25 protein-coding genes are annotated in these 26355 nt (G+C 71.2%); 12 read left to right on the forward strand and 13 right to left on the reverse strand.

Going from position 1 to position 26355, the window contains the following annotated elements:
* Positions 1-1509, reverse strand: coding sequence for an ABC transporter substrate-binding protein (locus ICW72_RS19155; RefSeq protein WP_223880693.1), 1509 nt, complete (start codon positions 1507-1509; stop codon positions 1-3).
* Positions 1510-1676: 167 nt separating this feature from the next.
* Between ICW72_RS19155 and ICW72_RS19160 the strand changes: the two genes are divergently transcribed.
* Positions 1677-3116 carry an enolase-like domain-containing protein gene (locus ICW72_RS19160; RefSeq protein ID WP_191084125.1) on the forward strand — a complete coding sequence of 480 codons (1440 nt, stop codon included), beginning with the start codon at positions 1677-1679 and terminating at the stop codon, positions 3114-3116.
* Here ICW72_RS19160 and ICW72_RS19165 read toward each other — a convergent pair.
* The 6 genes from ICW72_RS19165 to ICW72_RS19190 all read right to left on the reverse strand — a co-directional run bounded on the left by ICW72_RS19165 (position 3103) and on the right by ICW72_RS19190 (position 10284).
* The gene (locus ICW72_RS19165; protein ID WP_191084126.1) at positions 3103-4077 is read right to left on the reverse strand and encodes a Bug family tripartite tricarboxylate transporter substrate binding protein; all 975 of its coding nucleotides are present in this window, start codon (positions 4075-4077) and stop codon (positions 3103-3105) included. The two genes, ICW72_RS19160 and ICW72_RS19165, sit on opposite strands and share 14 nt — an antisense overlap.
* Positions 4078-4128: 51 nt before the next feature.
* The gene (locus ICW72_RS19170; protein WP_223880694.1) at positions 4129-4956 is read right to left on the reverse strand and encodes a sugar phosphate isomerase/epimerase family protein; all 828 of its coding nucleotides are present in this window, start codon (positions 4954-4956) and stop codon (positions 4129-4131) included.
* 49 nt (positions 4957-5005) lie between these two features.
* On the reverse strand, positions 5006-6163 hold the full coding sequence (locus tag ICW72_RS19175; RefSeq protein WP_191084128.1) for a dihydrodipicolinate synthase family protein: 1158 nt from the start codon (positions 6161-6163) through the stop codon (positions 5006-5008).
* Positions 6164-6165: 2 nt separating this feature from the next.
* Entirely contained in the window at positions 6166-7320 is a 1155-nt protein-coding gene (locus ICW72_RS19180) for a Gfo/Idh/MocA family protein (protein ID WP_191084129.1), read from the reverse strand.
* 70 nt (positions 7321-7390) lie between these two features.
* Positions 7391-8023: a TetR/AcrR family transcriptional regulator gene (locus ICW72_RS19185; RefSeq protein ID WP_191086340.1), complete on the reverse strand. Its 633-nt coding sequence runs from the start codon at positions 8021-8023 to the stop codon at positions 7391-7393.
* A complete protein-coding gene (locus ICW72_RS19190; RefSeq protein WP_191084130.1) occupies positions 8023-10284 on the reverse strand; it encodes a penicillin acylase family protein in 2262 nt (753 codons plus the stop codon). Before ICW72_RS19190 ends, ICW72_RS19185 begins: the two co-directional genes overlap by 1 nt.
* 134 nt (positions 10285-10418) lie before the next feature.
* Here ICW72_RS19190 and ICW72_RS19195 point away from each other — a divergent pair, with 134 nt between their 5' ends.
* The gene (locus tag ICW72_RS19195; protein ID WP_191084131.1) at positions 10419-10916 is read left to right on the forward strand and encodes an ureidoglycolate lyase; all 498 of its coding nucleotides are present in this window, start codon (positions 10419-10421) and stop codon (positions 10914-10916) included.
* Between the two features lie 96 nt (positions 10917-11012).
* On the opposite strand, the gene ICW72_RS19200 is transcribed toward ICW72_RS19195, so the two are convergent.
* Together ICW72_RS19200 and ICW72_RS19205 are read right to left on the reverse strand one after the other, a co-directional pair.
* On the reverse strand, positions 11013-12335 hold the full coding sequence (locus tag ICW72_RS19200; protein ID WP_191084132.1) for a ferredoxin reductase family protein: 1323 nt from the start codon (positions 12333-12335) through the stop codon (positions 11013-11015).
* 77 nt (positions 12336-12412) lie between these two features.
* Positions 12413-13477, reverse strand: a complete 1065-nt coding sequence (locus ICW72_RS19205; protein ID WP_191084133.1) for an NAD/NADP octopine/nopaline dehydrogenase family protein — start codon at positions 13475-13477, stop codon at positions 12413-12415.
* 82 nt (positions 13478-13559) lie between these two features.
* Between ICW72_RS19205 and ICW72_RS19210 the strand changes: the two genes are divergently transcribed.
* Entirely contained in the window at positions 13560-14540 is a 981-nt protein-coding gene (locus tag ICW72_RS19210) for a Bug family tripartite tricarboxylate transporter substrate binding protein (RefSeq protein WP_191084134.1), read from the forward strand.
* Between the two features lie 50 nt (positions 14541-14590).
* Here the strand turns inward: ICW72_RS19210 and ICW72_RS19215 are convergent, their stop codons facing one another.
* Positions 14591-15067: a GNAT family N-acetyltransferase gene (locus ICW72_RS19215; protein ID WP_191084135.1), complete on the reverse strand. Its 477-nt coding sequence runs from the start codon at positions 15065-15067 to the stop codon at positions 14591-14593.
* Positions 15068-15155: 88 nt separating this feature from the next.
* On the opposite strand from ICW72_RS19215, the gene ICW72_RS19220 reads away from it, so the two are divergent.
* Complete coding sequence (locus ICW72_RS19220) at positions 15156-16406, forward strand: DUF3422 family protein (RefSeq protein WP_191084136.1); 1251 nt, start codon at positions 15156-15158, stop codon at positions 16404-16406.
* Between the two features lie 7 nt (positions 16407-16413).
* Here the strand turns inward: ICW72_RS19220 and ICW72_RS19225 are convergent, their stop codons facing one another.
* Positions 16414-16959, reverse strand: coding sequence for a TlpA family protein disulfide reductase (locus tag ICW72_RS19225; RefSeq protein ID WP_223880695.1), 546 nt, complete (start codon positions 16957-16959; stop codon positions 16414-16416).
* A gap of 93 nt (positions 16960-17052) precedes the next feature.
* Here ICW72_RS19225 and argH point away from each other — a divergent pair, with 93 nt between their 5' ends.
* Positions 17053-18381, forward strand: a complete 1329-nt coding sequence (argH, locus tag ICW72_RS19230; protein ID WP_191086342.1) for an argininosuccinate lyase — start codon at positions 17053-17055, stop codon at positions 18379-18381.
* Positions 18378-18518, forward strand: coding sequence for a hypothetical protein (locus ICW72_RS19235; RefSeq protein WP_184386437.1), 141 nt, complete (start codon positions 18378-18380; stop codon positions 18516-18518). Before argH ends, ICW72_RS19235 begins: the two co-directional genes overlap by 4 nt.
* A gap of 255 nt (positions 18519-18773) precedes the next feature.
* On the opposite strand, the gene ICW72_RS19240 is transcribed toward ICW72_RS19235, so the two are convergent.
* Positions 18774-19709: a serine/threonine dehydratase gene (locus ICW72_RS19240; RefSeq protein ID WP_191084137.1), complete on the reverse strand. Its 936-nt coding sequence runs from the start codon at positions 19707-19709 to the stop codon at positions 18774-18776.
* Positions 19710-19805: 96 nt separating this feature from the next.
* Between ICW72_RS19240 and ICW72_RS19245 the strand changes: the two genes are divergently transcribed.
* From ICW72_RS19245 to ICW72_RS19270, 6 genes are read left to right on the forward strand one after another with little or no spacing between them, the layout of a single operon-like run.
* Positions 19806-20267, forward strand: a complete 462-nt coding sequence (locus ICW72_RS19245; protein WP_223880697.1) for an HPr kinase/phosphorylase — start codon at positions 19806-19808, stop codon at positions 20265-20267.
* Entirely contained in the window at positions 20264-21253 is a 990-nt protein-coding gene (rapZ, locus tag ICW72_RS19250; protein WP_223880698.1) for an RNase adapter RapZ, read from the forward strand. The genes ICW72_RS19245 and rapZ overlap by 4 nt, the downstream gene beginning before the upstream one ends.
* A complete protein-coding gene (locus tag ICW72_RS19255; RefSeq protein WP_191084138.1) occupies positions 21250-21693 on the forward strand; it encodes a PTS sugar transporter subunit IIA in 444 nt (147 codons plus the stop codon). The genes rapZ and ICW72_RS19255 overlap by 4 nt, the downstream gene beginning before the upstream one ends.
* Positions 21694-21743: 50 nt before the next feature.
* Complete coding sequence (locus tag ICW72_RS19260) at positions 21744-22061, forward strand: HPr family phosphocarrier protein (RefSeq protein WP_408639235.1); 318 nt, start codon at positions 21744-21746, stop codon at positions 22059-22061.
* Between the two features lie 22 nt (positions 22062-22083).
* Positions 22084-23958: a phosphoenolpyruvate--protein phosphotransferase gene (gene ptsP / locus ICW72_RS19265; RefSeq protein WP_191084140.1), complete on the forward strand. Its 1875-nt coding sequence runs from the start codon at positions 22084-22086 to the stop codon at positions 23956-23958.
* A gap of 6 nt (positions 23959-23964) precedes the next feature.
* Positions 23965-25011, forward strand: coding sequence for a glycosyl hydrolase family 8 (locus tag ICW72_RS19270; RefSeq protein ID WP_191084141.1), 1047 nt, complete (start codon positions 23965-23967; stop codon positions 25009-25011).
* On the opposite strand, the gene ICW72_RS20870 is transcribed toward ICW72_RS19270, so the two are convergent.
* Positions 24992-26008 carry a glycosyl hydrolase family 8 gene (locus ICW72_RS20870; RefSeq protein WP_232370751.1) on the reverse strand — a complete coding sequence of 339 codons (1017 nt, stop codon included), beginning with the start codon at positions 26006-26008 and terminating at the stop codon, positions 24992-24994. The genes ICW72_RS19270 and ICW72_RS20870 overlap by 20 nt on opposite strands.
* Positions 26009-26355: the final 347 nt, after the last annotated feature.

A 26355-nucleotide genomic window follows, 5' to 3' on the forward strand; every position in this document is an offset into this window, starting at 1 on the left:
TCACCTCGTGAAGCGGGTGGTGTGCAGGATGGGCGGGGCCAGGTTCAGCGCGGCCCGCAGCTCGTAGCCCAGCTCGATGCTGTCGCGGTAGGCCCAGAGCTGCAGCTGCTCATAGATGGGAATGCCGCAGACCTCGGCCACGATCCGCTCCTGCGCCTCGCGCCAAAGCGCGTTGCGGCGCGCGGCATCGGTCTCGCTGCGCGCCGCGTCGATCTGCTCATCGGCCACGCGGCAATGGGAGAAGTTGGTCACCGCGGTCGGCGTCTGCACGATGGAGCGGCTGTGGAAGAACTGCGTCAGGTAGATGTCCGCCACCGGGAAGCGCGCCGCCTGGAAATGCACCACCTGCGAGAGGTTCTGACGGATCTGCTGGTGGAAGGTCGCGTGTTCCACCGGCGTGATCTCGAGCGTGATGCCCGCGCGGCGCAGCTGCGCCTGGGCGGCCTCCATCACCGTCATCATGCCGGTCAGCGTGGTGTGGATGCTGCGGATGGTGATGCCGTTGGGGTGCCCGGCCTCGGCCAGCAGGGCGCGGGCACGGGCGATGTCGTGCGGCGGCAGCGGCACGGCCGCATGGCCCTGATAGCCGCGCGGCACCACGGATTCCGCGGCCACCGAGGTGTCGCGCCCGCGCAGCTGCACCACCTGGTCGCGGTTCAGCGCATGGGCGATGGCTTGGCGCACGCGGATGTCGTTCAGCGGCGGCATGGTCATGTTGAGGTGGATGACCGACATCTCGGCCGGCTGCATCGCCACCACGCGCACATTGGGCAGGGCGCGGGTGCGGGTGAACCAGTTCTGGTCCTGGCGGCCATAGATCATGTCCAGCTCGCCGGCCTGGAAGGCCAGGTCGCGCGCCGCGTCGGAGGGCACGAAGCGGAACATGATCTCGCGGATTTGTGGCGCGCCGCGGAAATACCCCTCATGCGCGGTCAGCCGGCCGAATTGCTGCGGCACGTATTCGGCGAAGGCGAAGGGGCCGGTGCCCACGGGGCGGCGGCGGAAGCCCTCATTGCCCATCTGCTCCACGGCCGCCTTGCAGACCATGAAGCCGCCCGCGTAGTTCATGACGACGCCGAGCAGGCTCGGCATGTTGTTCTTCAGCGTGATGCGGACGGTGTGGCTGTCCACCGCCTCGACGGTGTCGAAGGCGGTGTAGTCCGAGGAGAAGGCCGAGGTCTCGCGCGTGGCCGCGCGGCGGAGCGAGAAGACGGCATCCTCGGCCGTGAATTCGCCGAAGCCGTGGTGGCATTGCGCGCCGCGGCGCAGGTGGAAGGTCCAGGTCCGCCCATCGGCGGAGCTTTCCCAGCGTTCCGCGAGGTCGGGCTCCATGTTCTCGGGGCTCAGCTCACCGGGGCGCAGCCGCACCAGCCCGCTGAAGATGTGCTGCAGGAAGCCGCGCCCGGGCGTGGTGGAGTTGAGGTGCGGGTCGAGCACGCCCGCATCGGCGGAGGCGATGCCGATCCGCAAGGTGGTCTGCTGGGCCGAAGCCACCGCAGGCACGAGCATAACCGCCGCGGCGAGCGCCGCAGCCTTCCACCAACCCATGAGCCACCACCCATTATGTTCTTGATGCGTAGAGCATATGAAACCGCCCGCATCCGCCGCAAGCAATGTTTGCGGGAACTCTCCCGCGATCCGCGCGCGAGGTGCTAAGCAGCGGCAGGGAGACGACCATGAAATTCCGCATCACCGCGCTTGAGGCCTTCGAGTGGTCCTTCACGCTGCGCATGCCCTTCCGCTTCGGCGTGATCACGGTGCGCGATGGCATCCAGGCCGTCCTGCGCGCGCGCATCCGCACCGAGGACGGCCAGGAGGGCGAGGGCATGGCGGCCGAGACGCTCGCCGCCAAGTGGTTCGACAAGGACCGCGCGCTGAGCGACGCGCAAAACCAGCACCAGCTGCGCCGCAGCCTGGAGATCGCGATGGCGGGCGCGTTGGCCGCCGATGCGGACACCGCCTTTGGCCACTATGCCACGGCGACGCGCTCCCACACCGAGGCCTGCGGCGCCGAGGGGCTGAACCCGCTGGTGGCAAGCTTCGGCCGTGCGCTCGTGGACCGTGCCGCGCTGGACGCGCTGCTGCGCCTGCGTGGCCTGGCTTTCCACGAAGGGCTGCGCGCCGGGATCACGGGCTTCGCGCCCGCCCGGCTCGATCCCGCGCTGGTCGGCTTCGACGCCGGGGCGATGCTGGCCGCCACGCGGGCACCCGCCCGCATCCATGCGCGGCACACCGTGGGCCTCGTGGACCCCATCACGGCGGCCGATGTGGAATCCCGCGTGAATGACGGCCTGCCGGAGACGCTGGAGGAGGTCACCGCCACCTATCGCCATGGCTGGTGGAAGCTGAAGGTGGGTGGCGACCTCCGCGCCGATATTGACAGGCTGTGCCGCATCGCCTCCGTGCTCGACCGGCTGCACGGCTACCATGTCACGCTCGACGGCAACGAGCAGTATGAGGATGCCGAGGGCGCGCTGGCGCTGTGGCGCGCCATGCAGGCGGAGCCACGCCTCCGGCGCCTCGTGGCCTCGGTGCTCTTCATCGAGCAGCCGGTGAAGCGCGCCCGCGCGCTGGAGACGGGCATGGCGGCGCTGGCCGCCGAACGCCCCGTCATCATTGACGAGAGCGACGGGCCGCTCGATGCCTTCGTGGTGGCGCGTGGCCTCGGCTATGCGGGCGTGTCGAGCAAGAGTTGCAAGGGCATCTGGCGCTCCTTCCTCAACCTCGCGCGCTGCCGCGCCTGGAATGCGGAGGCGGGCGGCACGCGGCATTTCCTCTCGGGCGAGGACCTCACCACCCTTTCGGGCCTCTGCGTGCAGCAAGACCTGGCGCTGGTCAGCGCGCTGGGCCTGACCCATGTGGAGCGCAACGGGCACCACTTCATTGACGGCTTCAACGGACAGCCGCGCGATGTGGCGGCGCGTTTCCTCGCCGCGCATCCGGACCTCTATGCGGACACCTCGCGCGGGCCGCGGCTGGCCATCCGCGAGGGGCTGCTCGACATCGGCAGCCTCGCCACGCCGGGGCTGGGCAGCGCCGTGCTCCCCGATGTGGCGGCGATGCGCCCGATGGCGCGGGCGGAATGGCCGCCCGCGATCCCCTTCAGTTCACGGTGATGTTCGCCGCGCGCACCACGCGCCCCCACTTCTCCGTCTCGGCGCGCATGAAGCTGGCGAGTTCCTCGGGGGTGGAGCTCACCGGGTCCGCGCCCACCTGCGTCAGTCGCGCGCGCACGGCGGGGCGGGACAGCGCCTCGTTCAGCACCGCGTTCACCCGCCGCACCACCGCGGCCGGCGTGTTGGCCGGCGCCAGCACCGCGCCCCAGGAGGAGGCCTCGGCGCCCGGCAGGCCGATCTCGGCCACCGTCGGCACATCGGGCAGGGCAGGGTGGCGCCGTGCGCCCGTCACCGCCAGCGCCCGCACGCGCCCGCCCTGGATCTGCGGCAGGGCGCTCGGCAGCTGGTCCAGCATCATCTGCACCGTGCCGGCCACCGTGTCGTTCAGCGCGGGGGCCGAGCCGCGATAGGGCACGTGCTGGATGTCCACTCGCGCCACCTGCTTGAACAGCTCCACCACCGTGTGGGTCGAGGTGCCGTTGCCGCCCGAGCCATAGGAAATCTGCCCCGGCCGCGCGCGCAGCAGCGCCAGCAATTCCTGCGCCGTCTGCGCCTGCACCTGCGGGTTCACGATCAGCACATGGTCCGTCGCGAAGGCCATGCCGATGGGCGTCAGGTCGTTCAGCGGGTTGAAGCCCAGCTGCGCGTAGAGATGCGGGTTGATGGTGAGCGTGCCCGTCGTGCCCATCAGCAGGGTGTAGCCATCGGCGGGGCTGCGGACCACGTTCTCCATGCCCACATTGCCGCCGGCGCCGGTGCGGTTCTCGACCAGCACGGGCTGTCCAAGCTGCTCGGCCATGGGTTCGCCCAGCACGCGGGCCACGACATCGGTGGCACCCCCGGCCGCGAAGGGCACCACGAAGCGGATGCCGCGCGTGGGCGTCCAGGACTGCGCCAGCGCGGCCCCGGGCAGGATGAGAGCCGGCAGCGCAAGGGATGCGCGGCGGGTGATGTTGGACATGGTGTTTCCTCCTGTGATGCGTGCGGGCCGTTCGCGGCCTCTGTGGTGGTGTCAGTGGGTGGCGGCGTGGCGCTCCCGGATGATGCGAAGCACCTCCTCGGGGTCCTCGCCCCACCAGCGGCGGGAGAGAAGCTCCACCTCGGTAAATCCGGAATATCCGGCCGCTTCCGCCATGCGCCGGATGGCGGCGATGTCGATGACGCCATCACCCGGCATGCCTCGGTCGAAGACGAGGTCCGTCGTCGGCACCAGCCAGTCGCAGGCGTGGAAGGCGGCGATGCGGCCCTTGGCGCGCGCCATCTGGGCGGCGAGCTCCGGGTCCCACCAGACGTGATAGACATCCACCGCCACACCCACGCCATCGCCCAGCGCCTCGCAGAGGTCGAGCGCCTGGCCCAGCGTGGACAGCACCGAGCGGTCCGCGCAGGTCATCGGATGCAGCGGTTCCAGCGCCAGCGTGACACCGGCGGCGCGCGCCTCGGGCAGGATCGCCTCCAGCCCCTCGCGCACCATCCGGCGCGCGCCCGGCAGGTCTTTCGAGCCGGGTGGCAGCCCGCCGCACACCATGACCAGGCATTGCGCGTGCAAGGCCGCGGCCTCGGCGATGGCGCGGCGGTTGTCCTCGATGGCGGCGGCGCGGCCGGCGGCGTCGGCGGCGGGGAACATGCCGCCGCGGCAGAGGCCCGTCACGGTCAGCCCCGCGTCACGGATCCGCCGCGCGGCGGCCTCGACACCCATGGCGTGCAGCACGTCGCGCCAGGGGGAGATGCCGGGAATGCCCTGCCGCGCGCAGCCCTCGATGCACTGCGCGAGGCCCCATTTCTCCTTCACCGTGACGGTGTTGAGCGACAGCGGCGGGGCGTTGTGCGCGCGATTCACGTTCCGCTCCTCGCCGCTTCGCGGCTGCGGTGCTGCACGATCGCGCGCATCACGCCACCCCATGCAGCGCCAGCAGCGTGCGCATGCGCGACGCCGCCAGTTCCGGGTCACGCAGCAGCCCCGCCTTGTCCGCCAGCCGGAAGAGTTCAGAGAAATGCTGCAGGCTGCGCGTGCTCTGCTGCCCGCCCACCATCACGAAATGGTCCTGGTGGCCGTTCAGCCAGGCCATGAAGACCACGCCCGTCTTGTAGAAGCGGGTCGGCGCCTGGAAGATGTGGCGCGACAGCGGCACGGTGGGTGCGAGAATGTCGTGAAACGTCGAGAGGTCGTTCTTCGACAGCGCCGCCAGCGCACCTCCCACCGCCGGCGCGATGGGGTCGAAGATGCCCAGCAGTGCGTCGGAATGGCCCTCCGCGTCGCCGGCGATGAGTTCGGCGTAGTTGAAGTCATCGCCCGTATACATCCGCACGCCTTTCGGCAGGCGGCGGCGCATCGCGATCTCCTTCTTGTCGTCCAGCAGGGAGATCTTCACGCCGTCCACGCGGTCGGCATGGGCGGCGATGACCTCCAGCGCCACCTCCATCGCGGCCATGTGGTCGTGATGGCCCCAGTAGCCCTCCAGCGCCGGGTCGAACATCTCGCCCAGCCAGTGGATGATGACGGGCTCGCGCACCTGGCGCAGCACGCGGTCATAGACGCGCACATAGTCGTCCGGCCCGCGCGCCGCCTTGGCCAGCGCGCGCGAGGCCATCAGGATGATGCGCCCGCCTATGGCTTCCACGGCGGCGCATTGCTCCTCATAGGCGCGGATCACGTCGTCCACCGTCACGTCCGGGCCGGGGGTCAGATGGTCGGTGCCCGCGCCGCTCGCCATCACGGCACCCGGCGTGTGCTTCGCCGCGTCGAGGCTGAGGCGGATGAGTTGCTGCGCCGCCGTCCAGTCCAGCCCCATGCCCCGCTGTGCCGTGTCCATGGCCTCCGCGACACCGAGGCCCAGCGACCACAGATGCCGGCGGAAGGCGATGGTGCGGTCCCAGTCGATCTTGGCGTCGAGCCAGGGGTCCTGCTCGGCCATCGGGTCCGCCACCACATGCGCGGCGGCCAGCGCCACGCGCGGGAAGGGGGGTGTGGCGCGCGGAAACTCGCGCGGCGGCGAGAGGGTGTAGGCGGCAAGGCCCCCGGGCGTGGGCAGGTTCAGCGTGGGCACGGTCAGGCCTCCAGCTTCGGCAGGTCCACCCAGCGGCGCTCCTTCCAGGATTGCAGCCCGGCCATGGCGAGCTGCACGCCCTTGGCGCCCGCCAGCAGGTTCCAGGGATAGTCCGGCACCTCGCCCGCGATGTGGCGCAGGAAGAGTTCCCACTGCACCCGGAAGCCGTTGGGATAGGGCTGGGTGTCGGGGACCTTCTGCCAGCCCTCGAAGAAGTTGATGGGCTGCGGAATGTCGGGGTTCCAGACGGGCTTGGGCGTGTTCACCCGCGCCTGCGTCCAGCAATCGGTCAGCCCCGCCACCGCGCTGCCATGGGTGCCGTCCACATGGAAGGTGACGAGGTCATCGCGCCGCACCCGCGTGCACCAGGAGGAGTTGATGTGCGCGATCGCCCCGCCTTCCAGCTGGAAGGTGGCATAGGCCGCGTCATCGGCATCGGCGTCGTAGGTGCTGCCATCCTCCTGCACCCGCTTGGGGATGTGGATGGCGCCGAGGCAGGAAACGCTCTCGACATTGCCGAAGAGGTTGTCCAGCACATAGCGCCAGTGGCACAGCATATCGAGGATGATGCCGCCGCCCTCGGCCAGCTTGTAGTTCCAGGAAGGGCGCTGCGTGGGCTGGAGGTCGCCCTCGAAGACCCAGTAGCCGAATTCGCCGCGGATGCTGAGGATCTTCCCCAGGAACCCGCTGTCGATCACCATCTTCAGCTTGCGCAGCCCGGGCAGGAACAGCTTGTCCTGCACCACGCCATGCTTGATGCCGGCCTGCTTGGCGAGGCGCGCCAGCTCCAGCGCATCCTCCAGCGTGTCGGCCGTGGGCTTCTCGCAATAGATGTGCTTGCCGGCGGCGATGGCCTTGCGAATCAGCCCCGCGCGCATCTGGGTGGTGGCGGCGTCGAAGAAGATTTCGTCCTTCGGGTCGGCGAGGCAGGCGTCGAGGTCGGTGCTGACGCGCTCGATGTTGTGAGCCTTCGCCAGCGCTTCCAGCTTGCCGCGGTTGCGGCCGGTGATGACCGGGTCCGGCATAAGCGTATCGCCATTGGCGAGCTTCACCCCCCCATCGGCCCGGATGGCCGCGATGGAGCGGATGAGGTGCTGGTTCATGCCCATGCGCCCCGTGACGCCGTTCATGATGAGGCCGATGCGGCGTTCCGCCATGGTCGCGTTTCCTTCCCGAAGTAACCAGGTGGTTACTTCAGCCGGAACGCGCCATCAGGTCAAGCGGCGATCAGGGGCGCAGGTAGCCGAGCACGACCTCCACCGCATGCGCCTCACGCGCCGCCAACGCCTTCTCGCTGCCCAGGTCGGTGCCGAAGATGGTGGAGAGGGTGAAGCGGTTGGCCACCGTGAAGTGCCCCAGCGCCACGATGGAGAGGTAGAGCTGCAGGGGGTCCACGTCGCGCCGGAAGAGGCCCTCGGCCGCACCCCGCGCCAGCACCTCGCGCAGCCGCGTGGTCAGCGGCGAATAGAGTGCCGGCACATTGCCCGAGCGCCGCAGATGCGCCGCCGCATGGACGTTCTCCTGGTTCAGCAGGGCCACGAATTCCGGGTGCCGCGCGGTGTAGCGCAGGTTGAAGGCCACCAGCCGCGCCATGGCCTCGGCGGGCGGCAGGTGGGCGACGTCGAGCTGCTCCTCCTCCTGCCGCTTGGCCGCGTAGGCGGCCTCCAGCACGGCCAGCCAGAGATCCTCCTTCGCGCCGAAATAGGCATAGAGCATGCGCTTGTTGGCGCCTGCGCGCGCCGCGATTTCGTCCACACGCGCACCCGCCAGGCCCTTGGCGGCGAATTCCGCCATGGCCGCGTCCAGGATGCGCTGGCGCGTGGCGGCCGCGCGCGGCGAAAGGGGCGGGGCCGCGTCCATCACGCGGTGGGCCGCAGCAACAGGCGGGATTCGGCGGCCGCATCCACCGCTTCGCGGCTGAACAGCAGCGGAACGGATTCATCCCGCGCCCAGAGGGGAAACAGGTCCCGGTAATGCGGGCTGTCCGGATCGCCCGACTGGCCGGGGCTGTTGATGGTGAAGCTCTGGTCCCAATCGCCCACATCCAGCACCATGCGCCAGGACACGCCGGAGATGACGCGGAAATCCGAGGCCCGCCAGCCATTGTTGTTGATGGTGAGGTTTGACCCCCCGCGCGGCGCCGGCCCCACATCCAGCTTCGCCGCCAGCGCAGGCGCGAAGCGCGAGAGCGGGTGTTCGAAATAGCCCTGGTGCAGCGCGCCCCATTGCCAGGTGGTCGGGTCGTCGCCGAGGCGCTTCCTCGTATCCTCCCAGGCCGCGACCAGCGTCTCGCGCAGCAGCGCGTCGCGGCGCGCGGTGTCGGTTTCCAGCAGGTGCAGGACCAGTTGCGTGTCGGGCACGGCCACCATGGCCGCTACGCCGTCCGGCGCCCAATTCCGCATCACGCCGGGAACGAGGTGCCGCCCGAACCAGATCTCGAACAGCGCCGCCGGGCCGCTTTCCGCCGTCAGCCGATGGTCCCAGCCGGCCAGCAGCGCGAAGGCCGGGTGCGCGTCATCCAGCCCGGCCAGCAGCGCGCAGAGCCGCCGCGCGGGCACGCAGGTGGTGTCCGATTGCAGGGCCAGCGTCTCCGCCACCGACCAGCGTTTGTCGCCCGCCAGCGCCTCGGACAGCCGGGCATAGCGCGCGCCATCGGTCCATTCGAAGCCGGTGCGCCTGGTGGCGAAGTCATAGCCTTCGGGCAGGTTCATCTGGTTCGCGGTGCCGAGCCAGCCGCATTCGGGGTTCTTCGCCCGCGGCAGGCCGGAGGAGCGCATGATGCCCTCCCATTCATGCCGCCCATCGCCCGGCACCGGCAGCAGGCCGTCCGAGGTCGTCCGCACCGGCACCATCCCCGCCGCGGCCCAGCCGATATTGCCCGCCACATCCGCCACCACATGGTTGCTGGAGGGCGCGCCCCAGCCTTCCAGCGCTTTCGTGTAGTCCTCGAAGCTGCGCGCCTTCAGGTAGTTCAGGCTGGCGAGATAGGCGGCGTTGCCCGGCAATTGCCACACGCTGCGCACCGCCCAGGCGCGGTGGCGCGACAGGTCGCGATGCAGCACCGGCCCATGGCGGGTGAAGCGCAGGGTCACGCGCCGGGGCGCCTCGCCGCGCACCGGAACCTCCTCCTCCACCAAGCGCATCCGCTCCCAGCCGCCTTCGTAGCGATAGAGGTCCGGGTCCTCGGCGTTCAGCTCATAGACGTAGAGGTCCTCCTGGTCGGTGGGATGGATGGTCAGCGAGAAGGCCAGCACGTCATTGTGCCCGAGGCTCACCCCCGGCACCGCCGGTTCCCCCGCGCCGATCACGTCGAGGCCTGGCGCCGTCAGATGCGTGATGTAGCGCAGCGAAGGCTGTTCATGGACGCGGTGCGGGTCGCTCGCCAGGATCGCGCGGCCGGTGGTGGTGCGCGAGGGCGCCAGCGCCCAGTTGTTGCTGCCCTGGGCGTCCAGCGCCATGGGGTCGGTGGGCGTGCCATTGGCGATGGCGGCGGGGTCGGTCGCCAGCAGATAGGTCCGCATCACCTCGGGCGGCACTTCCTCCGCCAGCCAACCCTCGGGGATGATGACCGTCCAGTCGGGCTGGAGCAGCTTGTGGAAGCGGTCCGCCTCCATCCCGTGCCGGACGGCGATGTTGTTGCGCGTGACCTCGGCATCCAGGTTCCGCACCCGCGCATGGGTGCGGCAGCGCACCACGTCCTCGGGCGCCCAATGCGCGGGCTCAGTCCCCAGCAGGCGGAATTCCAGCGGCAGGCGTTCGGGCTCGCGCGCCACGAGGTCCACATAGGCGTTGATGCCGGCCACGAAGGCCGTGGTCCAGGCCTTCGCCTCCGGGCCGTATTCGGCCCATTCGGCCTCCATGTCGCCGCGGTAGAGCAGCAGCCGCGCTGCCACGTCGCGCTCGACATAGGCGGCACCCAGATCGCCCGCCAGCAGGCCCAGGCCCCGCTTGCGCCAGCTGTCCATCTGCCACAGCCGGTCGCGCGCCGCCTGGAAGCCCTGGGCGAAGAAGGCGCCTTCCTGTGTCGCCGCGCGAATATGCGGGATGCCCCAGCGGTCCATGATGATCTCGGCCTCGGCGGGCAGGCCGGGGAGGTGCAGGGTCTCGGTGGGGATGCTCATGCGGCGGTGAATCCTGTCGGGGCCGCGCCATGCTGCGTCGGCCCGGAAGCGAAGCCCCGGTGTCCGGCCCTGTCAATTCATGCGGCAAGCCTGGCGCGCGATGTGCGAAGAAGGCGGCACGAGGAGAACACCGCATGACCCTGACCACGCTGCGCCTGAAGGCCGAACCCGCCACGCCCGAATCCATCGCGCCTTACGGGACGCTGATCACCCCCGGCGAGGATGGCACACCCTACGGCCCCGCCGATGCGGCGCTGGAACTCGGGCGGGGCACGCCGCGGCTCTACATCATGCGGCTGAACCGCAAGCCGCTGCTGGTGCGCGGCATCACGCGCCACAGCCAGGTCACGCAATGCCTGGCGGCGATGGGCGGGCGCGACTGGTTCATCTGTCTCGCGGCGCCGCAAAACCCCGACGCGCCGGAAAGCCCCGACCCCGCGCGGATCGCCTGCTTCCGCATCGGCGGCGGCGTGGCGCTGGCATTGAAGCGGGGCACCTGGCATGCCGGCCCCTTCTTCGAGGCGGAGAGCGTGGATTTCCTGAACCTCGAACTCTCCGACACCAACGAGACGGACCACCACACGGTGCGGCTCGATCAGGAATTCGGCACGGTGATCGAGATCGTCCCCTAGCGCAGCCAGGCGAACAGCGCCGACAGCAGCACGACGAGCGCGCCAGTGAGGAGGGCCAGCCACAGGGCGGTCTTGCGTCGCATGGGCGTCCTCCTCTCAGACGAGTTCGAAGATTTCGGTCTGGACGCGTGCGGGCTTCACACCCATCGCGTGCAGCGCGCCCTCGGCGGCGCGGGTCATCGGCGTGGGGCCGCACAGGAAATGGTGCAGGCGGGGGCGCGGCGCGGGCGGCAGATGGCGTTCCAGCATGGCCTGGTCCACGAAGCCCGTCTCGCCCGTCCAGCCCTCGGGCGGGTCTTCCAGGATGTGGACCAGGCGCAGGTCCATGCGGTCCCGCAGCGTGTCCAGCTCCTCGCGGAAGGCGACGTCCTCCCAGTTCTTGTTGCCGTAGAACAGCCAGAAGGGGCGGCGGTCGCCCTGGGCGGACAGGCTGCGCAGCATGCTCATGACCGGGGTGACGCCGACGCCACCCACCACGGCCACGAAGCCCTCCACGCCCGGTTGCATGGCGGGCGAGAAGACACCGAAGGGCGCGTCCAGATAGGCCGTCTCGCCGGGTTTGATCTCGCCGATCTTGCCGGTGAAGTCGCCCAGCTCCTTGATGCCGAACTCGACGCGCGGCAGGGCCTCGGGCGGGGAGAGGATGGAGAAGGGATGCTCGCGCAGCCCGAAGGGCGAGGCGCGCAGCGTCAGCCAGGCGAATTGCCCGGGCATGAAGCCCGTCAGCCCGCCATGACCCACCGGTTCGACGGCCAGCGTCCAGACCTTATTGCGTCCGGGCCGGACCTCGATCACGCGCCAGGGCGCCCGCCGTTGCCGCCAGGGCTTCACCACCCGCAGCCACACCAGCAGGCCCAGCCAGCTCAACGTGACGGCCAGCCACAGCGCGCGCTTCAGCGGCGCCGCCGTGAAGTAGCCGATGCCGATGATGTGCGCGACGGCCGCCGCGAAGCCCAGCGTGGCGAAGATCACGTGCAGGTAGCGCCACAGCCCGTATTCAAGCCGCAGCGCCTTGCGCCATTCGGAGGTGACGACCGCGAGCCCGAAAAGCAGCAGCGCCGCCCGCCCCGCCGTCAGTTCCCAATCCGCATAGCGCGGGTCGAAGGTCTCGCCCAGCGTGTGGGGATAGAGCAGCCAGAGCAGCGCGAAATGCAGCCCCGCCAGCCCCAGCGCGATCCAGGCCAGGTAGCGATGGAACAGGTAGATGATGTCAATGCCGAAGGGCGCGCTGAACTTGCGGATGCGCGAGGTCAGCGCGAACTGCACCCCCATCATGGCCATGGCCGCGAAGCCCGTCGCCATGGAGAAATTCCACCAGAAGGAACGCCCAGGCGGCACCTCGCCCAGGAAGAGCAGCGCCTGTGGTGCCAGCACCAGCACGAGATAAAGCCCGATCCAGGCCGCAGGCCGCCGGCCCATACGCGTTCCCCCTCCTGCGCGCCACGCGGCGCGGGTTGCAGGAGGGGAACACCCCGCGCGCCCCAGGGTTGCGAAATTCAGCCGGCGCGGCCGTAGCCCTCGCGCAGCGACGCGCCGATCCCGTGCAGATCGAGCCCCGCCAGCAGTGGGTTGGAGGAGAGTTCCATCCCCCACAGCGCCTCCATCACCGCGATGGTGGCGCGGGTGCGCGGCATCGCGACACCCGTCGCCTCGGCCAGCGCGGTGTAGAATGCGAGGCCATAGGGCACGTCCTCCGTCACATAGCGGGTGTCCATGCTGGCCGGGCCGTTCACCGTGGCGCCCTTGGCCTGGATGGCGGCGCCCATCTCGTGCAGCGGGCCGCGCGGCACGGCGGAGGCCCGGTGCAGCGATTCATCGAGGTCCGGCACGGCATGGCCAAAGGCGGCGGCGAGCGCCGCGCGTTCCCCGGCCAGCGCCTCCATCAGGCGGCAGGTCGCCTCGGTCATCATCCCGTATTGCGGCCAGGTCTCGCCCCGCTCGATGCGCGAGACATTGGCCAGCGCCAGGGCCGCATGGATGATGGGGTTGGCATTGGCCAGGGCGGGTTGCAGCGCATCGGGCGCCAGGGGGCATTCATGGCCGAACACGCTGTGCGCCAGCGCCGCCACCTCGGGCGCGGCCGCGGCGGGGAGGGCGGCCACATCCACCGCCGCCCGCAACCCGATGACGCGCACCCGGTCGGGCCCGATGCGCCGCGCCGTGCAGGGGGTGGTGGCCAGCGCCCCCACAGGCGCGCGGCGCGGCCCCGCCACGGAGGCCCAGAGCGCGTCGAAGGCCAGCGGCGCCAGCGAGGCGGCGGGCGAGACCAGCAGCGTCACGCCCGCCGGCAGCACCGCCGCGATGCGCGGCAGCACACCCGGGAAGGCATAGGCCGGCACGGCCAGCAGCGCGGCCTCGACGCCCTCCAGCGCCTCGGGCAGGGTGGCCGCCACGCGGACGGGCCAGCTTCCCGTCAGTGCCCCCTCGCTGTGCAGCAGCGGCCCCAGCCCGCGCGTGCCCGCGCCCGAGGGCGACCACAGCGCCACCTCATGCGCGCGCGAGGCCGCCAGCGCCGCCGCCGCCGGCCCCACCGCCCCAGCCCCCAGAATCGCCAGCCGCATGCCTCAGCCTCCATGTTGGGGAAGGAGCTTGGACGGTCGGGGAAAGTTTCCCTAGTCTTGACCTGGACACAGGAGAACAGCCTTGGCCCTTTCCCGTCGCGCGCTGCTGGTCGCCCCTCCCGCGCTGGCCGCCACCCCGGCTTTGGCGCAAGGCGGCGCCTGGCCCTCCCGCCCCATCCGCATCATCGTGCCGGCGCCGGGCGGCGGCGGCACGGCGGACACGCTGGCGCGCATCTTCGCCAATGAGATGGAAAAGCGCCTGACCCAGCCTGTGGTCATCGAGAATCGCGGGGGTGCCGCGGGCAATGTGGGCGCGAACCTCGCCGCCCGCGCCGCGCCCGATGGCTACACCCTGCTCTGGACCTGGGCGGGCACGATGGCGACCAACCCCGCCCTCTACCGCGACATGCCCTTCAACCCGCAGACCGACTTCACGCCCGTGATCCTGCTGGGCAGCGTGCCCAACATCCTGATCGTGAACAACGACTTCCCGGCGCGCAGCCTGGCTGAATTCCGCGATTACGCCCGCGCCAACCCCGGCGCCATCAACCATGGCACCACGGGCAATGGCTCCTCCATGCACCTGGCGGCGGAGCTGTTCGCCTCGCGCACCGACACGCGGCTGACCCATGTGCCCTACACCGCGCCGGCGGCGGCGGTGACGGACCTGCTCTCGGGCCGCATCCAGTCCATGTTCAACCTCGTCACCGGCGCGCAGCCGCTGGTGACCTCGGGCCGGGTGCGGGCGCTGGCCGTGCTGTCCGAGACGCGCGTGCCGCAACTGCCCGACGTGCCGACGGCGACGGAGCTGGGCATGCCAGGCCTCGCCTTCGGCACCTGGTTCTGCCTGATGCTGCCGCGCGGCGCGGAGCCGGCGCTGGTGGCGCGGCTCAACACGCTGGCGAACGAAATCCTGGCCGATGCCGGGGCGCGGCAGCGGTTGGAGGCGGCGGGCATGGCGCTGGATGGCGGCGGCACGCCCGAGCGGCTGCGCGACTACCTGGCCGCCGAAATCCCGCGCCACGCCGAGCTGGTGCGGCTTTCCGGTGCGCAGCTGAACTAGCGTCTGATCCGCGGAGGCGAAGGCCGGAGCGGTGAATCGGCCGCGCCGGCCTAAATGGCCTTGCGGAGATACCTCACCCGCTTGCCATAGCGGTGGTCGAGGGATTCGCCCGCGATGGTGAAGCCCCGCCGCTCATGGAAGGCCATGCTGATTTCGTTCAGCGGTTCGAGGTTCACCTCGCAGACCAGCAGCGCGATCTTGTCGGCCCGCGCGATGGCGGCGAGGTCCTCATACAGCGCACTCGCGACACCCTTGCCACGCGCGGCGGGTGCCACCACCACGCGGTCCACATAGGCGAAATAGCTCTCCCGCGCGGTGAACCAGGCGTGGTTGGGGCCCTGGGGCGGCGTCGCGTGGTCGAAGGCCAGCAGGAAACCCGTGCCATCCGCCGTCATGCGGGCGGCATAGGCGTTGCGGAGCCTGCCCTCGAAGGCGTCGAGAGTCATTTCGTTCACCGCCTCGGCCTCGCTGTTGTTCAGGGCCAGAAGGGCGGGCAGGTCGGCCTCGGTGATGTCGCGAATCTGCATGGGGCCAATCTTCCATGGGCGGCGCGGCTTGCCCAGCGCCGTGACATCGTCATTCCCCCGGCGCCCGCGCCACGTTAGGTTTGCCCCGATGACCTTCCCCACCCATCCGCAGCGCGAGGCGCTGGCGGGCGAACTCCATGCCCGGCCGGCGATCCCGATCGAGCTGCCGGCGCGGCTGTCGCGGCTGGCCATGGCCAACCCCGACCGCGAGGCGGAGGACGCGCACCTGGCGGCCCTCTGCGCCCGGCACGGGGTGGTGCCGCCGCGGCCTGGCGCCTCCTGGTTCCTGGCGGATTTCGGCGCCTTCCGCCTGCGCTTCGAGCGCCACACGGAATTCACCGGCTGGAACTTCCTGGCCCCCGGCGCCGATCCGGAGCACCCCTTCGCCCGCCCCGCCATCGCGCATCTGCCGCCCGACTGGCTGGCGAAGCTGCCGGGCCAGGCCATCGCCGCCACCCATATCGCGCTGGTGGACGCCAAGGTGGAGGCCTGCGGCTTCGTCACCGACAGCATCGCGGGGGCCGCCGTGGCCGAGCAGGTGGCCATGGTCTTCACCGATTTCCGCCTGCACCCGGACGGCTTCACGCGCATCCTGCTGGCGGGCGCGCCCAACCCCATCCTGGCCGGGCGCCTCGCCCAGCTGTTGTGGGAGATCGAGACCTACCGCGCCATGGCCCTGCTGGCCCTGCCGGCCGCGCGCGGGGTGGGGGCGGTGCTGTCCAACGCCTCGGCGCAATTCGCGCGCATCTCGGCGCAATTGCCCGCCTTGCATGATCTCTCGACCGAACGCGCCACGCTGGAGGAGCTGACCGAGGTGGCCGGCGAGATCGAGCGCGCCAGCGCCGACACCTCCGAGCGTTTCTCCGCCAGTGCCGCCTATCACCGCCTGGTGCTGCGCCGCCTGTCCGAACTGGGCGAGGTCCCGCTGCACGGCATCCCGACGCTGAGCCGCTTCCTGGACCGGCGCCTGGAGCCCGCCATGGCGACCGTCTCGGCCACGGGCGCGCGCATCAGCGCGCTGTCGCTGCGCGGCGCGCGGCTGGTGGAACTGCTGCGCGCCCGGGTCGCCGTGGCGCAGGAGGAACAGGCGGAAAAGCAATTGGCCACACTCGCCGCCACCGGCCGCGCGCAGCTACGCCTGCAACAGACGGTGGAGGGGCTCTCCGTCGCCGGCATCACCTATTACCTGCTGACCGTGATCGGCTACCTCATCAAGCCGCTGCCTTTCTGGGGCCAGGTGGGCACTACGGCCGAGATCATCATCGCGGCGCTGGTGCCTCTCATCGCCGCGCTGGTCTGGCTGAACCTGCGCAAGCGGCGGCTGGAAAGCGACCACTGACCCTGTTTCAGCCCGCGGCGACCGGCGAGGTCAGCCGCCGCACCGCCTCGACCAGCGGCGGCGCGTCCCACACCGCCTCGCCGGTAAGGCGCCCGCGCTCCATGCCGTCGCGGTCAATCAGCAGGGTGGTGGGAAGGCCGCGCGCGCCGGCACCCCGCGTGGCCGCCCCGCGGGGGTCGAGCCAGATGGCCAACCGTTGCAGCCCCAGCCGTTCGTAGAAGGCCTGCACCACCTCGCGCCCGCCCCGGTCGGAGGAGAGGGCGAGGACCTTGATGCGCTCCTCCGCCACGATGCCGGCGAGCCGGTCCAGCGCGGGCATCTCGGCCACGCAGGGCGGGCACCAGGTCGCCCAGAAGTTCACCACCAGCCCCTGGCCGGCGAAATCGGTGAAGGAATGGGGCCGCCCTTCCGCATCGGTGAAGCTCACGGCCGGGGCAGGGCGGCTTTCCTCGCGCAGCCGCTCGATGCCGGTCTGGCTGTGTTGGGCAAGTGCCGCTTGCGCGGGCAGGATCGCGGGGGCAACAAGGGCCAGGCCCATCTGGCGACGACGCATCAGCACGAAAGCGGCACTCCCTTGTCCATTCCCAACCAAACCGGAACCAACCAGCAATGGGGCGGGCGCTTCGCCGAAGGCCCCTCCGCCATCATGCAGGCCATCAATGCCTCGATCGGCTTCGATGCCAAGATGTGGCGCCAGGACATCCGGGGAAGCCTCGCCCATGCCGCCATGTTGGCGCATGTGGGCATCATTTCCAGCGAGGACGAGGCCGCCATCCAGAAAGGCCTCGCCGACATCGCCGCCGAGATCGAGGCCGGGCGCTTCGAATGGTCCGAGGCGCTGGAAGATGTCCACATGAACATCGAGGCCCGGCTGACCGACCGCATCGGCGAGGCCGGCAAGCGCCTGCACACGGCCCGCAGCCGAAACGACCAGGTGGCGACCGATTTCCGCCTCTGGGTGCGCGATGCCATGGATGGGCTGGCGGCGCAGCAGCTGGAACTGATCCGCGTCTTCGTCCGCCGCGCCGAGGAACATGCTGGCACCATCATGCCCGGCTACACCCACCTCCAGCCGGCCCAGCCCACCACCTTCGGCCACCACCTGCTGGCCTATGCCGAGATGCTGTGGCGCGACCGGGGGCGGATGCTGGATGCGCGGGCGCGGCTGAACGAATGCCCGCTGGGCTCGGCCGCCATGTGCGGCACGGGCTTCCCCATTGATCGCCACGCCACGGCGAAGGCGCTGGGCTTCGACCAGCCCACCCGCAACAGCCTGGACGGGGTGGGCAGCCGCGACTTCGCCATGGAATTCCTGGCCGCCTGCGCCATCTGCGCCACGCATCTGTCGCGCCTTGCGGAAGAGATCGTCATCTGGACCAACCCCGCCTTCGGCTTCGTGACCCTGCCGGACAATCTGACCACCGGCAGCTCCATCATGCCGCAGAAGCGCAACCCGGACGCGGCGGAGCTGGTGCGCGGCAAGACCGGCCGCATCAATGGCGCGCTGATCGGCCTGCTGACGGTGGTGAAGGGCCTGGCCCTGACCTATGCGAAGGATTTGCAGGAGGACAAGGAAGGCGTCTTCGACGCGGCCGAGAGCCTTACCCTCTGCCTCGCCGCGACCGCCGCCATGGTGCGGGACATGCAGCCCAACATCCCGCGGATGGCGACCGCCGCCGGGGCGGGCTTCTCCACGGCCACCGACCTCGCCGACTGGCTGGTGCGCGAATTGAAGCTGCCCTTCCGCGACGCCCACCACGTCACGGGGCGCCTTGTCTCCAAGGCGGAGGGCATGGGCGTGGACCTCTCGGGCCTGACCATCATGGAGATGCGCGAGATCGAGCCGCGCATCCATGAGGGTGTGTTCGGCGTGCTGTCGCCCGCGGCCTCGGTGGCCTCGCGCCGCAGCCATGGCGGCACGGCGCCCGACAATGTGCGCGCCATGGCGCGCGAATGGCAGGAGCGTCTGGGATGAAGCGAGCCGTTCTGACCCTGCTGGTGCTGGCGCTGGCGGCGCCCATCCTGGCCGCCTGCGGCCGCGCCGGGCCACCGCGCCCGCCGGGGCCGCCTGACCAGATCACCTTCCCCAGGGTCTATCCGGCGCCGCGGTGAGGCCAGCGCCTGATCCGCGGAGGCGGAACGCCGGAGCGGTGAATCAGTCGCCCAGCCAGCGCCTGATCCGCGGAGGCGGAACGCCGGAGCGGTGAATCAGCCGCCCAGCCAGCGCCTGATCCGCGGAGGCGGAACGCCGGAGCGGTGAATCAGTCGCCCAGCCAGCGCCTGATCCGCGGAGGCGGAACGCCGGAGCGGTGAATCAGCCGCCCAGCCAGCGCCTGATCCGCGGAGGCGGAACGCCGGAGGGGTGAATCAGTCGCCCAACAGGGTTCCGGGGTCGGTGTTCGCGCCGCAGACCAGCACGCCCACCCGGGCACCGGCCGGCGGCACCCAGCGGCCGGAGAGCAAGGCGGCCAGCGCCGTCGCCCCGCCCGGCTCGGCCACCACCCGCGCATCGTTCCACAGGCGAAGCTGCGCCTCGCGGATGGCGGCATCGGTGACCAGCGTCGGCACCAGCCGTCCCGCCCCGTGCAGATGCGCCGCCAGCGGGAACATCAGGGCCCCCACCTGGCGCGCGCCCAGGCTGTCCGCCGCCGCGCCGCCCACCGGGGCGGGCACGGGGCGCCCGGCGGCCAGTGCCGCGTGCAGGCAGGCGCAGCCCTCGGGCTCCACGGCCACCAGTGTGACGCCCGTGGCCAGGTGCCAGGCCGCCATGCCGCCGATCAGCCCGCCACCACCCACCGCGACCAGAAGATGAGTGAGTTCCGGCGATTGCTCCGACCATTCCGCCGCCACCGTGCCCTGGCCGGCCAGGACCTCCGGCTGGTCATAGGCGTGGATGAGCAACGCGCCGGTCTCGGCCGCGCGGGCTTCGCTGGCCTCGCGCGCCTGGTCATAGGCCGCACCCCCCACCACCAGACGCGCGCCGAAGCCCTGGATGCGCGCGCGCTTGGCCTCGGCCGTGATCTCGGGGACGAAGATTTCGGCCGGAAGTCCCAGCGCCTGGGCGGCGGCGGCCACCGCCGCGCCATGGTTGCCGCCCGAGGCCGCCACCACCCCCGCCGGGCCGGGCGGGCGGGCGCGCATGGCGTTGAAGGCGCCGCGTGGCTTGAAGCTGCCGGTCACCTGCAACTGCTCCAGCTTCAGCGTCACGCGCGGACCGAGGTCCAGTTCCATCACCGGGGTGCGCCGCACATCGCCCGCGATGCGGCGGGCAGCGGCCTTGATGTCGTCGGGCGTGGGGGTCATCTCCCCGGCAGACCACGCCCGCGCGCACCGTGCAAGCCGCCCGGCGGTGCCGCTTCCGTCCCGGCCCCAATGCTGCCATAAACCGTTTATTCACAAGTGACGGGCAGCCGGGATGCTCCTGCACGGAAGCTGCGTGGCGCTGGACGGGGCGGGCATTTTGTTGCTGGCCCCCCAGGCGGCGGCAAGTCGGATCTGGCGCTGCGCCTGCTGGGGCAGGGGGCGCTCTTGGTGGCGGATGATCAAGTCGAGATGTCCATGCACGGCGCGGCGCTGATGGCGGCCCCGCCCACCGCCCTGGCCGGGCGGCTGGAGGTGCGGGGGCTCGGGCTGCTCGAAGGCCTGCCCTGGGTGCGCGCGCGCCTTGCCCTGGCGGTCGAACTGGTGGCGCGCGAGGCCGTGCCCCGCCTGCCCGAACCCGCAAGCTGGACCGCGCTCGGCCATGCCATTCCCCTGTTGCGCCTGGACGGGCGCGCGCCCTCCGCGCCCGAGCTGCTGAAGCGCGCCCTGGACGTGCTGGCCGGCCGCCTGCGCCTGACGGCCGGGGCCTTCACCGCGTGAGCACGGATGCGAAACCCGTCCTGGTGCTGGTGACGGGCCTCTCCGGCGCGGGAAAATCCTCCATCCTGCGCGTGCTGGAGGATCTGGGGCATGAGACGGTGGACAACCCGCCTCTCGCCATCCTGGACAGCTTGGTCGCCGGCAGCACGGCGCCCCTGGCGGCGTGCGTGGACATCCGCAGCCGGGGCTTCGACGCGGAGCAGGTGGTGGCCGCCATCGGGCGGCTGCGTGCGCGCCCGGGCCTCGACCTCACCCTGGTCTTCGCCACGGCGGAGGAGGCGGTGCTGCTGCGCCGCTACACCGAGACGCGCCGCCGCCATCCGCTGGCCACCGGCAAGGGCGGCGTGCAGGAGGGCATCGCGCGCGAGGCCGCGCTGCTGGCCCCCCTGCGCGAGGCCGCCGACCTGGTGATGGACACGACCGACCTGCCTTTGCCGGAACTCCGCCGCCTCATCGAGGCCCGCTTCCGCGCGCCCGGGGCGCCGGGGCTGAACATCCTGGTGCAGTCCTTTGCCTACCCCAAGGGATTGCCGCGCGAGGCCGACCTCGTCTTTGACCTGCGCTTCCTCCGCAACCCGCATTACGTGGACGCGTTGCGCCCCCGGACCGGGCAGGACCCCGAGGTCGCCGCCTATGTCCAGGCGGACGAGGCCTATGCGGGGTTCTGGTCGCGGCTGACCGGTTTCCTGGAGCCGTTGCTGCCCCGCTATGTGGCTGAGGGAAAGAAATACCTCACCATCGCGCTGGGCTGTTCCGGGGGCAGGCACCGCTCGGTCCACATGGCGGAACGGCTTGCGGACCATCTCAGCCGGCAGGGCTGGCGTGTTGATCTCGCGCATCGTGAACTGGGGGGCATTCGTGCTATGGAACATCCGGCGGCGCGCGGCACCGATGTCCCGGGGAATAGTCCCCCCAACCCCGCCCCCCTAGAAGACCCGAAGACACATACCCCCCAGATGCCCCTTTACCCCGTCGAACCGCAATGATCGGCCTTGTCATCGTCACCCATGGGCGGCTCGCGCTGGAGCTGCGCCATGCGATGGAGCATGTGGTCGGCCCGCAGAACGCCGTCGCCACCGTCTGCATCGGCCCTGAGGACGACATGGAGGGGCGGCGCGCGGACATCCGCGGCCGCATCGCGGAGGTGGACCAGGGCGATGGCGTGGTGCTGCTGACCGACATCGCGGGCGGCACGCCCTCCAACCTCGCCCTCTCGCTGGCCGAGCAACGGAAGGTGGAGGTGATCGCGGGGGTGAACCTTCCCCTCCTGGTCAAGCTCGCCAAGATCCGCGGCACCGAGCCGCTGGCGGAGGCGGTGGACCACGCGACCAAGGCCGGGCGAAAATACATCGCGAGCCAGTCCGATCTTTCGGGCTCAACCACAAATGGCCATCTAAAAGCCACAGGGAATGGGAACGTCGGATGAATGAATGGCCTTCCGAGGATGGTGCCGCCGTGCCCCAACCCCCCATCACCATGACCCCGGCCGAGCCAGGCCCCTGCGGCTGCGACCCCTCCGGCGGCATGGTGCTGCGCCGTACCATCACCATCCCCAACAGCCGTGGCCTGCACGCCCGCGCCGCCGCCAAGCTGGTGGCCCTGGCCGAGCGTTTCTCGGCCTGCGTCAATGTCAGCCGCGCCGGCCAGACGGTGCCCGCCTGCTCCATCATGGGGCTGATGATGCTGGGCGCCGGCCAGGGCAGCGAAGTGCTGGTCGAGGCCGAGGGCTGGGACGCGCGCGAGGCGCTGGACGCCGTCGCGGGCCTGATCGAGGCCGGTTTCCATGAGGACTGAGCGCCGCCATGGCGGCCCCCCCATGGCGACTTCGCGTGATGCCGGCCCCCCGGTGAAGCCCGAGGGCCCCGCCAAGCCCGAGGCGCCCCGCCAGGAGGAGCGCCGCCGCTCCCCCCGCGCCGCCGCGCCCGCCACCGCCGCGGAACAGCGGCTGACGGGCATTCCCGTCTCGTCCGGCATCGCGATCGGCGCCGTCTATGACACCTCGGAGGAGGTGGCCGAGACCCCCCGCCGCGCCATCACCGAGGCCGAGGCCGATGCAGAGCGCACCCGCCTGTCGGAGGCCGCGGCGCAGTCGCGCAAGCAGGTCGCCAAGCTCAAGGGCCGCCTGGCCGTCCTGCCCGAGGAGGCGCAGGAGGAACTCGAACCCCTGCTCGACGCCTATATCCTCATGCTGGGAAATTCGCGCCTGCTGCGCGGCGCGCGCAAGCGCATCGGCGACGAGCTGCTGGCCGCCGAGACCGCCGTGCATGACGAGGCCGATTCCATCGCCGCCGCCATCCTGGCCGCCAAGGACGACGACAAGGCCGGGCTGAACCGCCGCGCCGGCGAGGTGCGCGAGATTGCCCGCCGCCTCATTCGCAACCTCACCGCGACACCCTTCCGCAGCCTCAAGGGCGTGCCGGTCGGCGCCATCCTGGTGGCCGAGGAACTCACCCCCGCCGACGCCGCCCTGCTGGAGCCCGGCCGCATCGCCGCCGTCTGCACCGAGGAAGGGGGCGCCGATGGCCACACCGCCATCATGCTGCGCGCGCTGGGCATCCCCGCCGTCATCGGCTGCCATGGGCTGACGGCCGCGGCCAAGCGGGGCGACCAGGCCGTGGTGGACGGGGCGGGGGGCTTCATCGCGCTGCACCCCTCCGCCGCGACGCTCGCCACCGCCAAGGAGGGCCTGGCCGCCCAGGCCAAGGAACGCACGCGGCTCGGCAAGCTCCGCCGCCTGCCGGCCGAGACGCTCGACGGGCAGATCGTGGAGCTGCAGGCCAATCTCGAAATCCCGGCCGAGCTTCCCCTGCTGGACCACGCCGGCGCCCAGGGCATCGGCCTGCTGCGGACCGAGTTCCTTTTCATGAACCGCAAGGATCTGCCGGACGAGGACGCCCAGGTCTCGGTCTACCGCATGATCGTGGAGGCGATGGGCCATGACCCCGTCACCATCCGCGTCCTCGACTGGGGCGGCGAGAAGGAGATCGAGGCCCTGGCCGAAACCGTGCCCATGGCGGTCGGCCCCAACCCCGCGCTGGGGCTGCGCGGCATCCGCATGCTGCTGAAGCATCCGGAGCTGCTGGAGGAGCAGTTCGCCGCCATCCTGCGCGTGTCCAACCTCGGCAATGTGCGCGTGCTGCTGCCCATGGTGACCATCCCGGCCGAGGTGGCGGAGGCGCGCGAGATCTACGAGCGCGTCGCCCGCCGCCTGCGCCGCCGCGGGGAATCCCTGCCCGACAAGCTGCCCCCGCTGGGTGCGATGATCGAGACGCCGGGCGCCGCGCTCGCCGCCGACGCCATCGCGCTGGAGGCGGATTTCTTCGCCATCGGCACCAATGACCTCGCCATGTACACGCTGGCCGTGGACCGCGCCGAGATTGACGTGGCGCATCTCTACGACCCGCTGCACCCGGCCGTGCTGCGCCTGATGCAGTTCGCCATCGAGGCCGCGCTGCGCCTGCGCATGCCGGTCTCGGTCTGTGGCGAGATGGCGGGCAATCCGCGCCTGGTGCCGCTGCTGCTGGGGCTTGGCCTGCGCTCGCTCTCCATGAACGCCAGCGCCATTCCCCGGGTGAAGCAGGCGGTGCGCGCGCTGAACATTGACGACTGCGCCCGCTTCGCCCGCCGCGTGATGGAGCAGAGCGACCCCGCCCAGATCACCGAACTGGTCGAGAAGTTCGGGACGGCCTGACGGTCCATGGCCGGCCACCCCCTGAAGCGACGTGGCCTGCCGGTGCTGCTGCCGCTGCTGGGGGCCGGCGCCGCCCAGGCCGCGCATGCCACGGGGCCGGAGGCGGATTGGGACTGGCTGCGCGGCCGTTTCCTTGCCGCCGAGGGGCGCATGGTCCCGGCCAGCCGCCCCGAGGCCACGGAATCCGGCTTCCAGGCCGTGGGCCTGCTGGCCGCGCTGCACGCGAACGACCTGCCGCGCTTCGAGCGCATCCTCTCCTGGTCCCTCGCCACGCTGCGCCGGCCGGATGACCACCTCTGGGCCTGGCGGCGCGAGGAGGGGTCCACCGATTCCAACAACTCCACCCATGCCGACCTGATGGCCGCCTGGGCGCTGGTCCAGGCGGGCGAGCGCTGGCGCCGGGCCGATCTGCGCCGGCAGGGCCAGGCCATGGCGCAGGACATCCTGGCGCGCTGCCTGCTGCCTGGCGATGCACCCCTGCTGCTGCCCGCCGCCGGCGGCTTCTTCAACGCGCGGCGCGGGGTGCTGAGCCCGGGCAGCCTGGTTCTGCCCGCCTTTCCCGCCCTGGCCCAGGCCGCGCCCGACCGGCGCTGGGAGTATGTGCGGGCGGAGGCGCTCGCCCTCATCCGCCGGGCGCGCTTCGGCCCCTGGCTGCTTCTGCCGGACTGGCTGGAGCTGGACCGCTCCAATGCGCGCCTCGCCCTGGCCACGGGTTGGCCGCCCCGCTTTTCGGCCATCGCGGCCGGGGCGGTGCTGCATCTGTGCTGGGTCGGGCTGGGACGCGACCCGCCGGTCGCGGCGGCGCTGGCCTTCTGGGAAGGGCAGGGCGACATTCCCGCCTGGGCCGACCTGCGCGAGGGCCGCGTGGCGCCCACCCCCGGCCATGCCGGGCTGCGCGCCGTGGCGCGGCTGGCCGAGGCCGCCTCGCTTGGCCGGGGCACGATGGACAGCCTGCCCGTGCTCTCCGACGCCGAGGACGAGGAGGCGGCGGGGCTCGTGCTGCTCTCCCGCATGGCGTGGCGCGACATAGGCCTCAGCCGGCGCGGCGAGTAGGGTCTCCGTTCTCGGTCGAGGACAGGCCCAGCGACAGGTCGTGCCAGGCGATGCGCGAGAGCAGGGTAAGGGCGGCGGCGTAATAGTCCGGCGCGTCCTCGACCCGCGGCATGTCCTCCGGCCGGCCATGACCACGCTGCGCCGCCTCGGCCAGCCGCGCCACCGCGCGCACGCCGCTGGGCGCGGCGAAGGGCGCCTGCAGGCCGGTCTGCAGATCCACCCAGGCCGGCATCACGCCATGGGGCTGCTCCAGCCAGAAGCGCCGCGCCGCCGCCACCGCCGCCTTCTGGTGCAGCCCGGACCAGCAGAGGTTCAGCGGGATGCGCACGGCGTCGAAGGAGAAGCGGCCGGGCCAGCCCCGCGCCGGGATTCCCTGGCCCTCGCCGCTGGCCGGCAGTTCCAGCCAGTCGGGCGGCAGCCCCCATTGGCCGAAGCGCGCCTCGCGGATGATGGGCAGGAAATCCGTCTCGACGCGCCGCCAGGCGGGGTCGGGCGCCAGGAAGGAGAGGGCCCGCAGGGCGGGCAGGGTGTAGTAGGACAGGTTCAGGACCACCCGTTGCTCGTTGCGGAACCCGTAGGCGCCGGGCAGCAGCACCGCGCGCCGGCCCACCTGCGTGACGCAGCGGCGCAGGATGTCGCGCGCCATCTGCGTGGCGCGCGCGCGGTAGCGCGGAACCCGCCACTTGTCGCCCGCGATGGCCAGTGCCCAGGCGACGAAGATGTCGCCATCGGTGGCGTTGTTCATGTCGTTCACCGGCACATCCGTGCCGGGGCGCCAGCGCCAGGCCAGCAGGCTGTCATCCGGCCGGCGCAACGCCTCGACCGTCCAGTTCAGGATCTGGTCGAAGCTGCGCTGGTCATGGGCGCGGACGGCGGCGAGCAGGGCATAGCCCTGGCCCTCGCTGTGCGAGACATGGCCGTTTCCCGTGTCGAGGATACGCCCCGAAGGATGCAGGAAGCGCCGGGCGAAGGCGAACCAATCCGCCTCCAGGTCCATCCCGCCATGCGAGGCTTGGGCGGGTGCCGCGACGGCCGCGAGCATTCCGCCGAGGGCCGCGCGGCGCGAAAACGCCTCGATGCCCGGTGCCGGTCCAGCCATTTTGGCATGCAGATGGACGGCCACTTTTTGTTGCTCCGCCAGAAGGTTCCCCGAGCATAATCACAACCCTTGCGGGATTCCATGGGGGAAAACACGCGCTTAACGCGCGGTGGAGAAAAAAGTTACTGTGGCGGAAGCCCCACGAGCCGGCGAATGAGTTTCTTGGCCAAGCCACTGTGCGGCCTGTCGAAAAGCCGGGCCAAGCTCCAGCGCCCATGCCGCACGCGCGCACGCAGGTTGGAGAA

The organism is Roseococcus microcysteis (assembly GCF_014764365.1).
Lineage (GTDB): Bacteria > Pseudomonadota > Alphaproteobacteria > Acetobacterales > Acetobacteraceae > Roseococcus > Roseococcus microcysteis.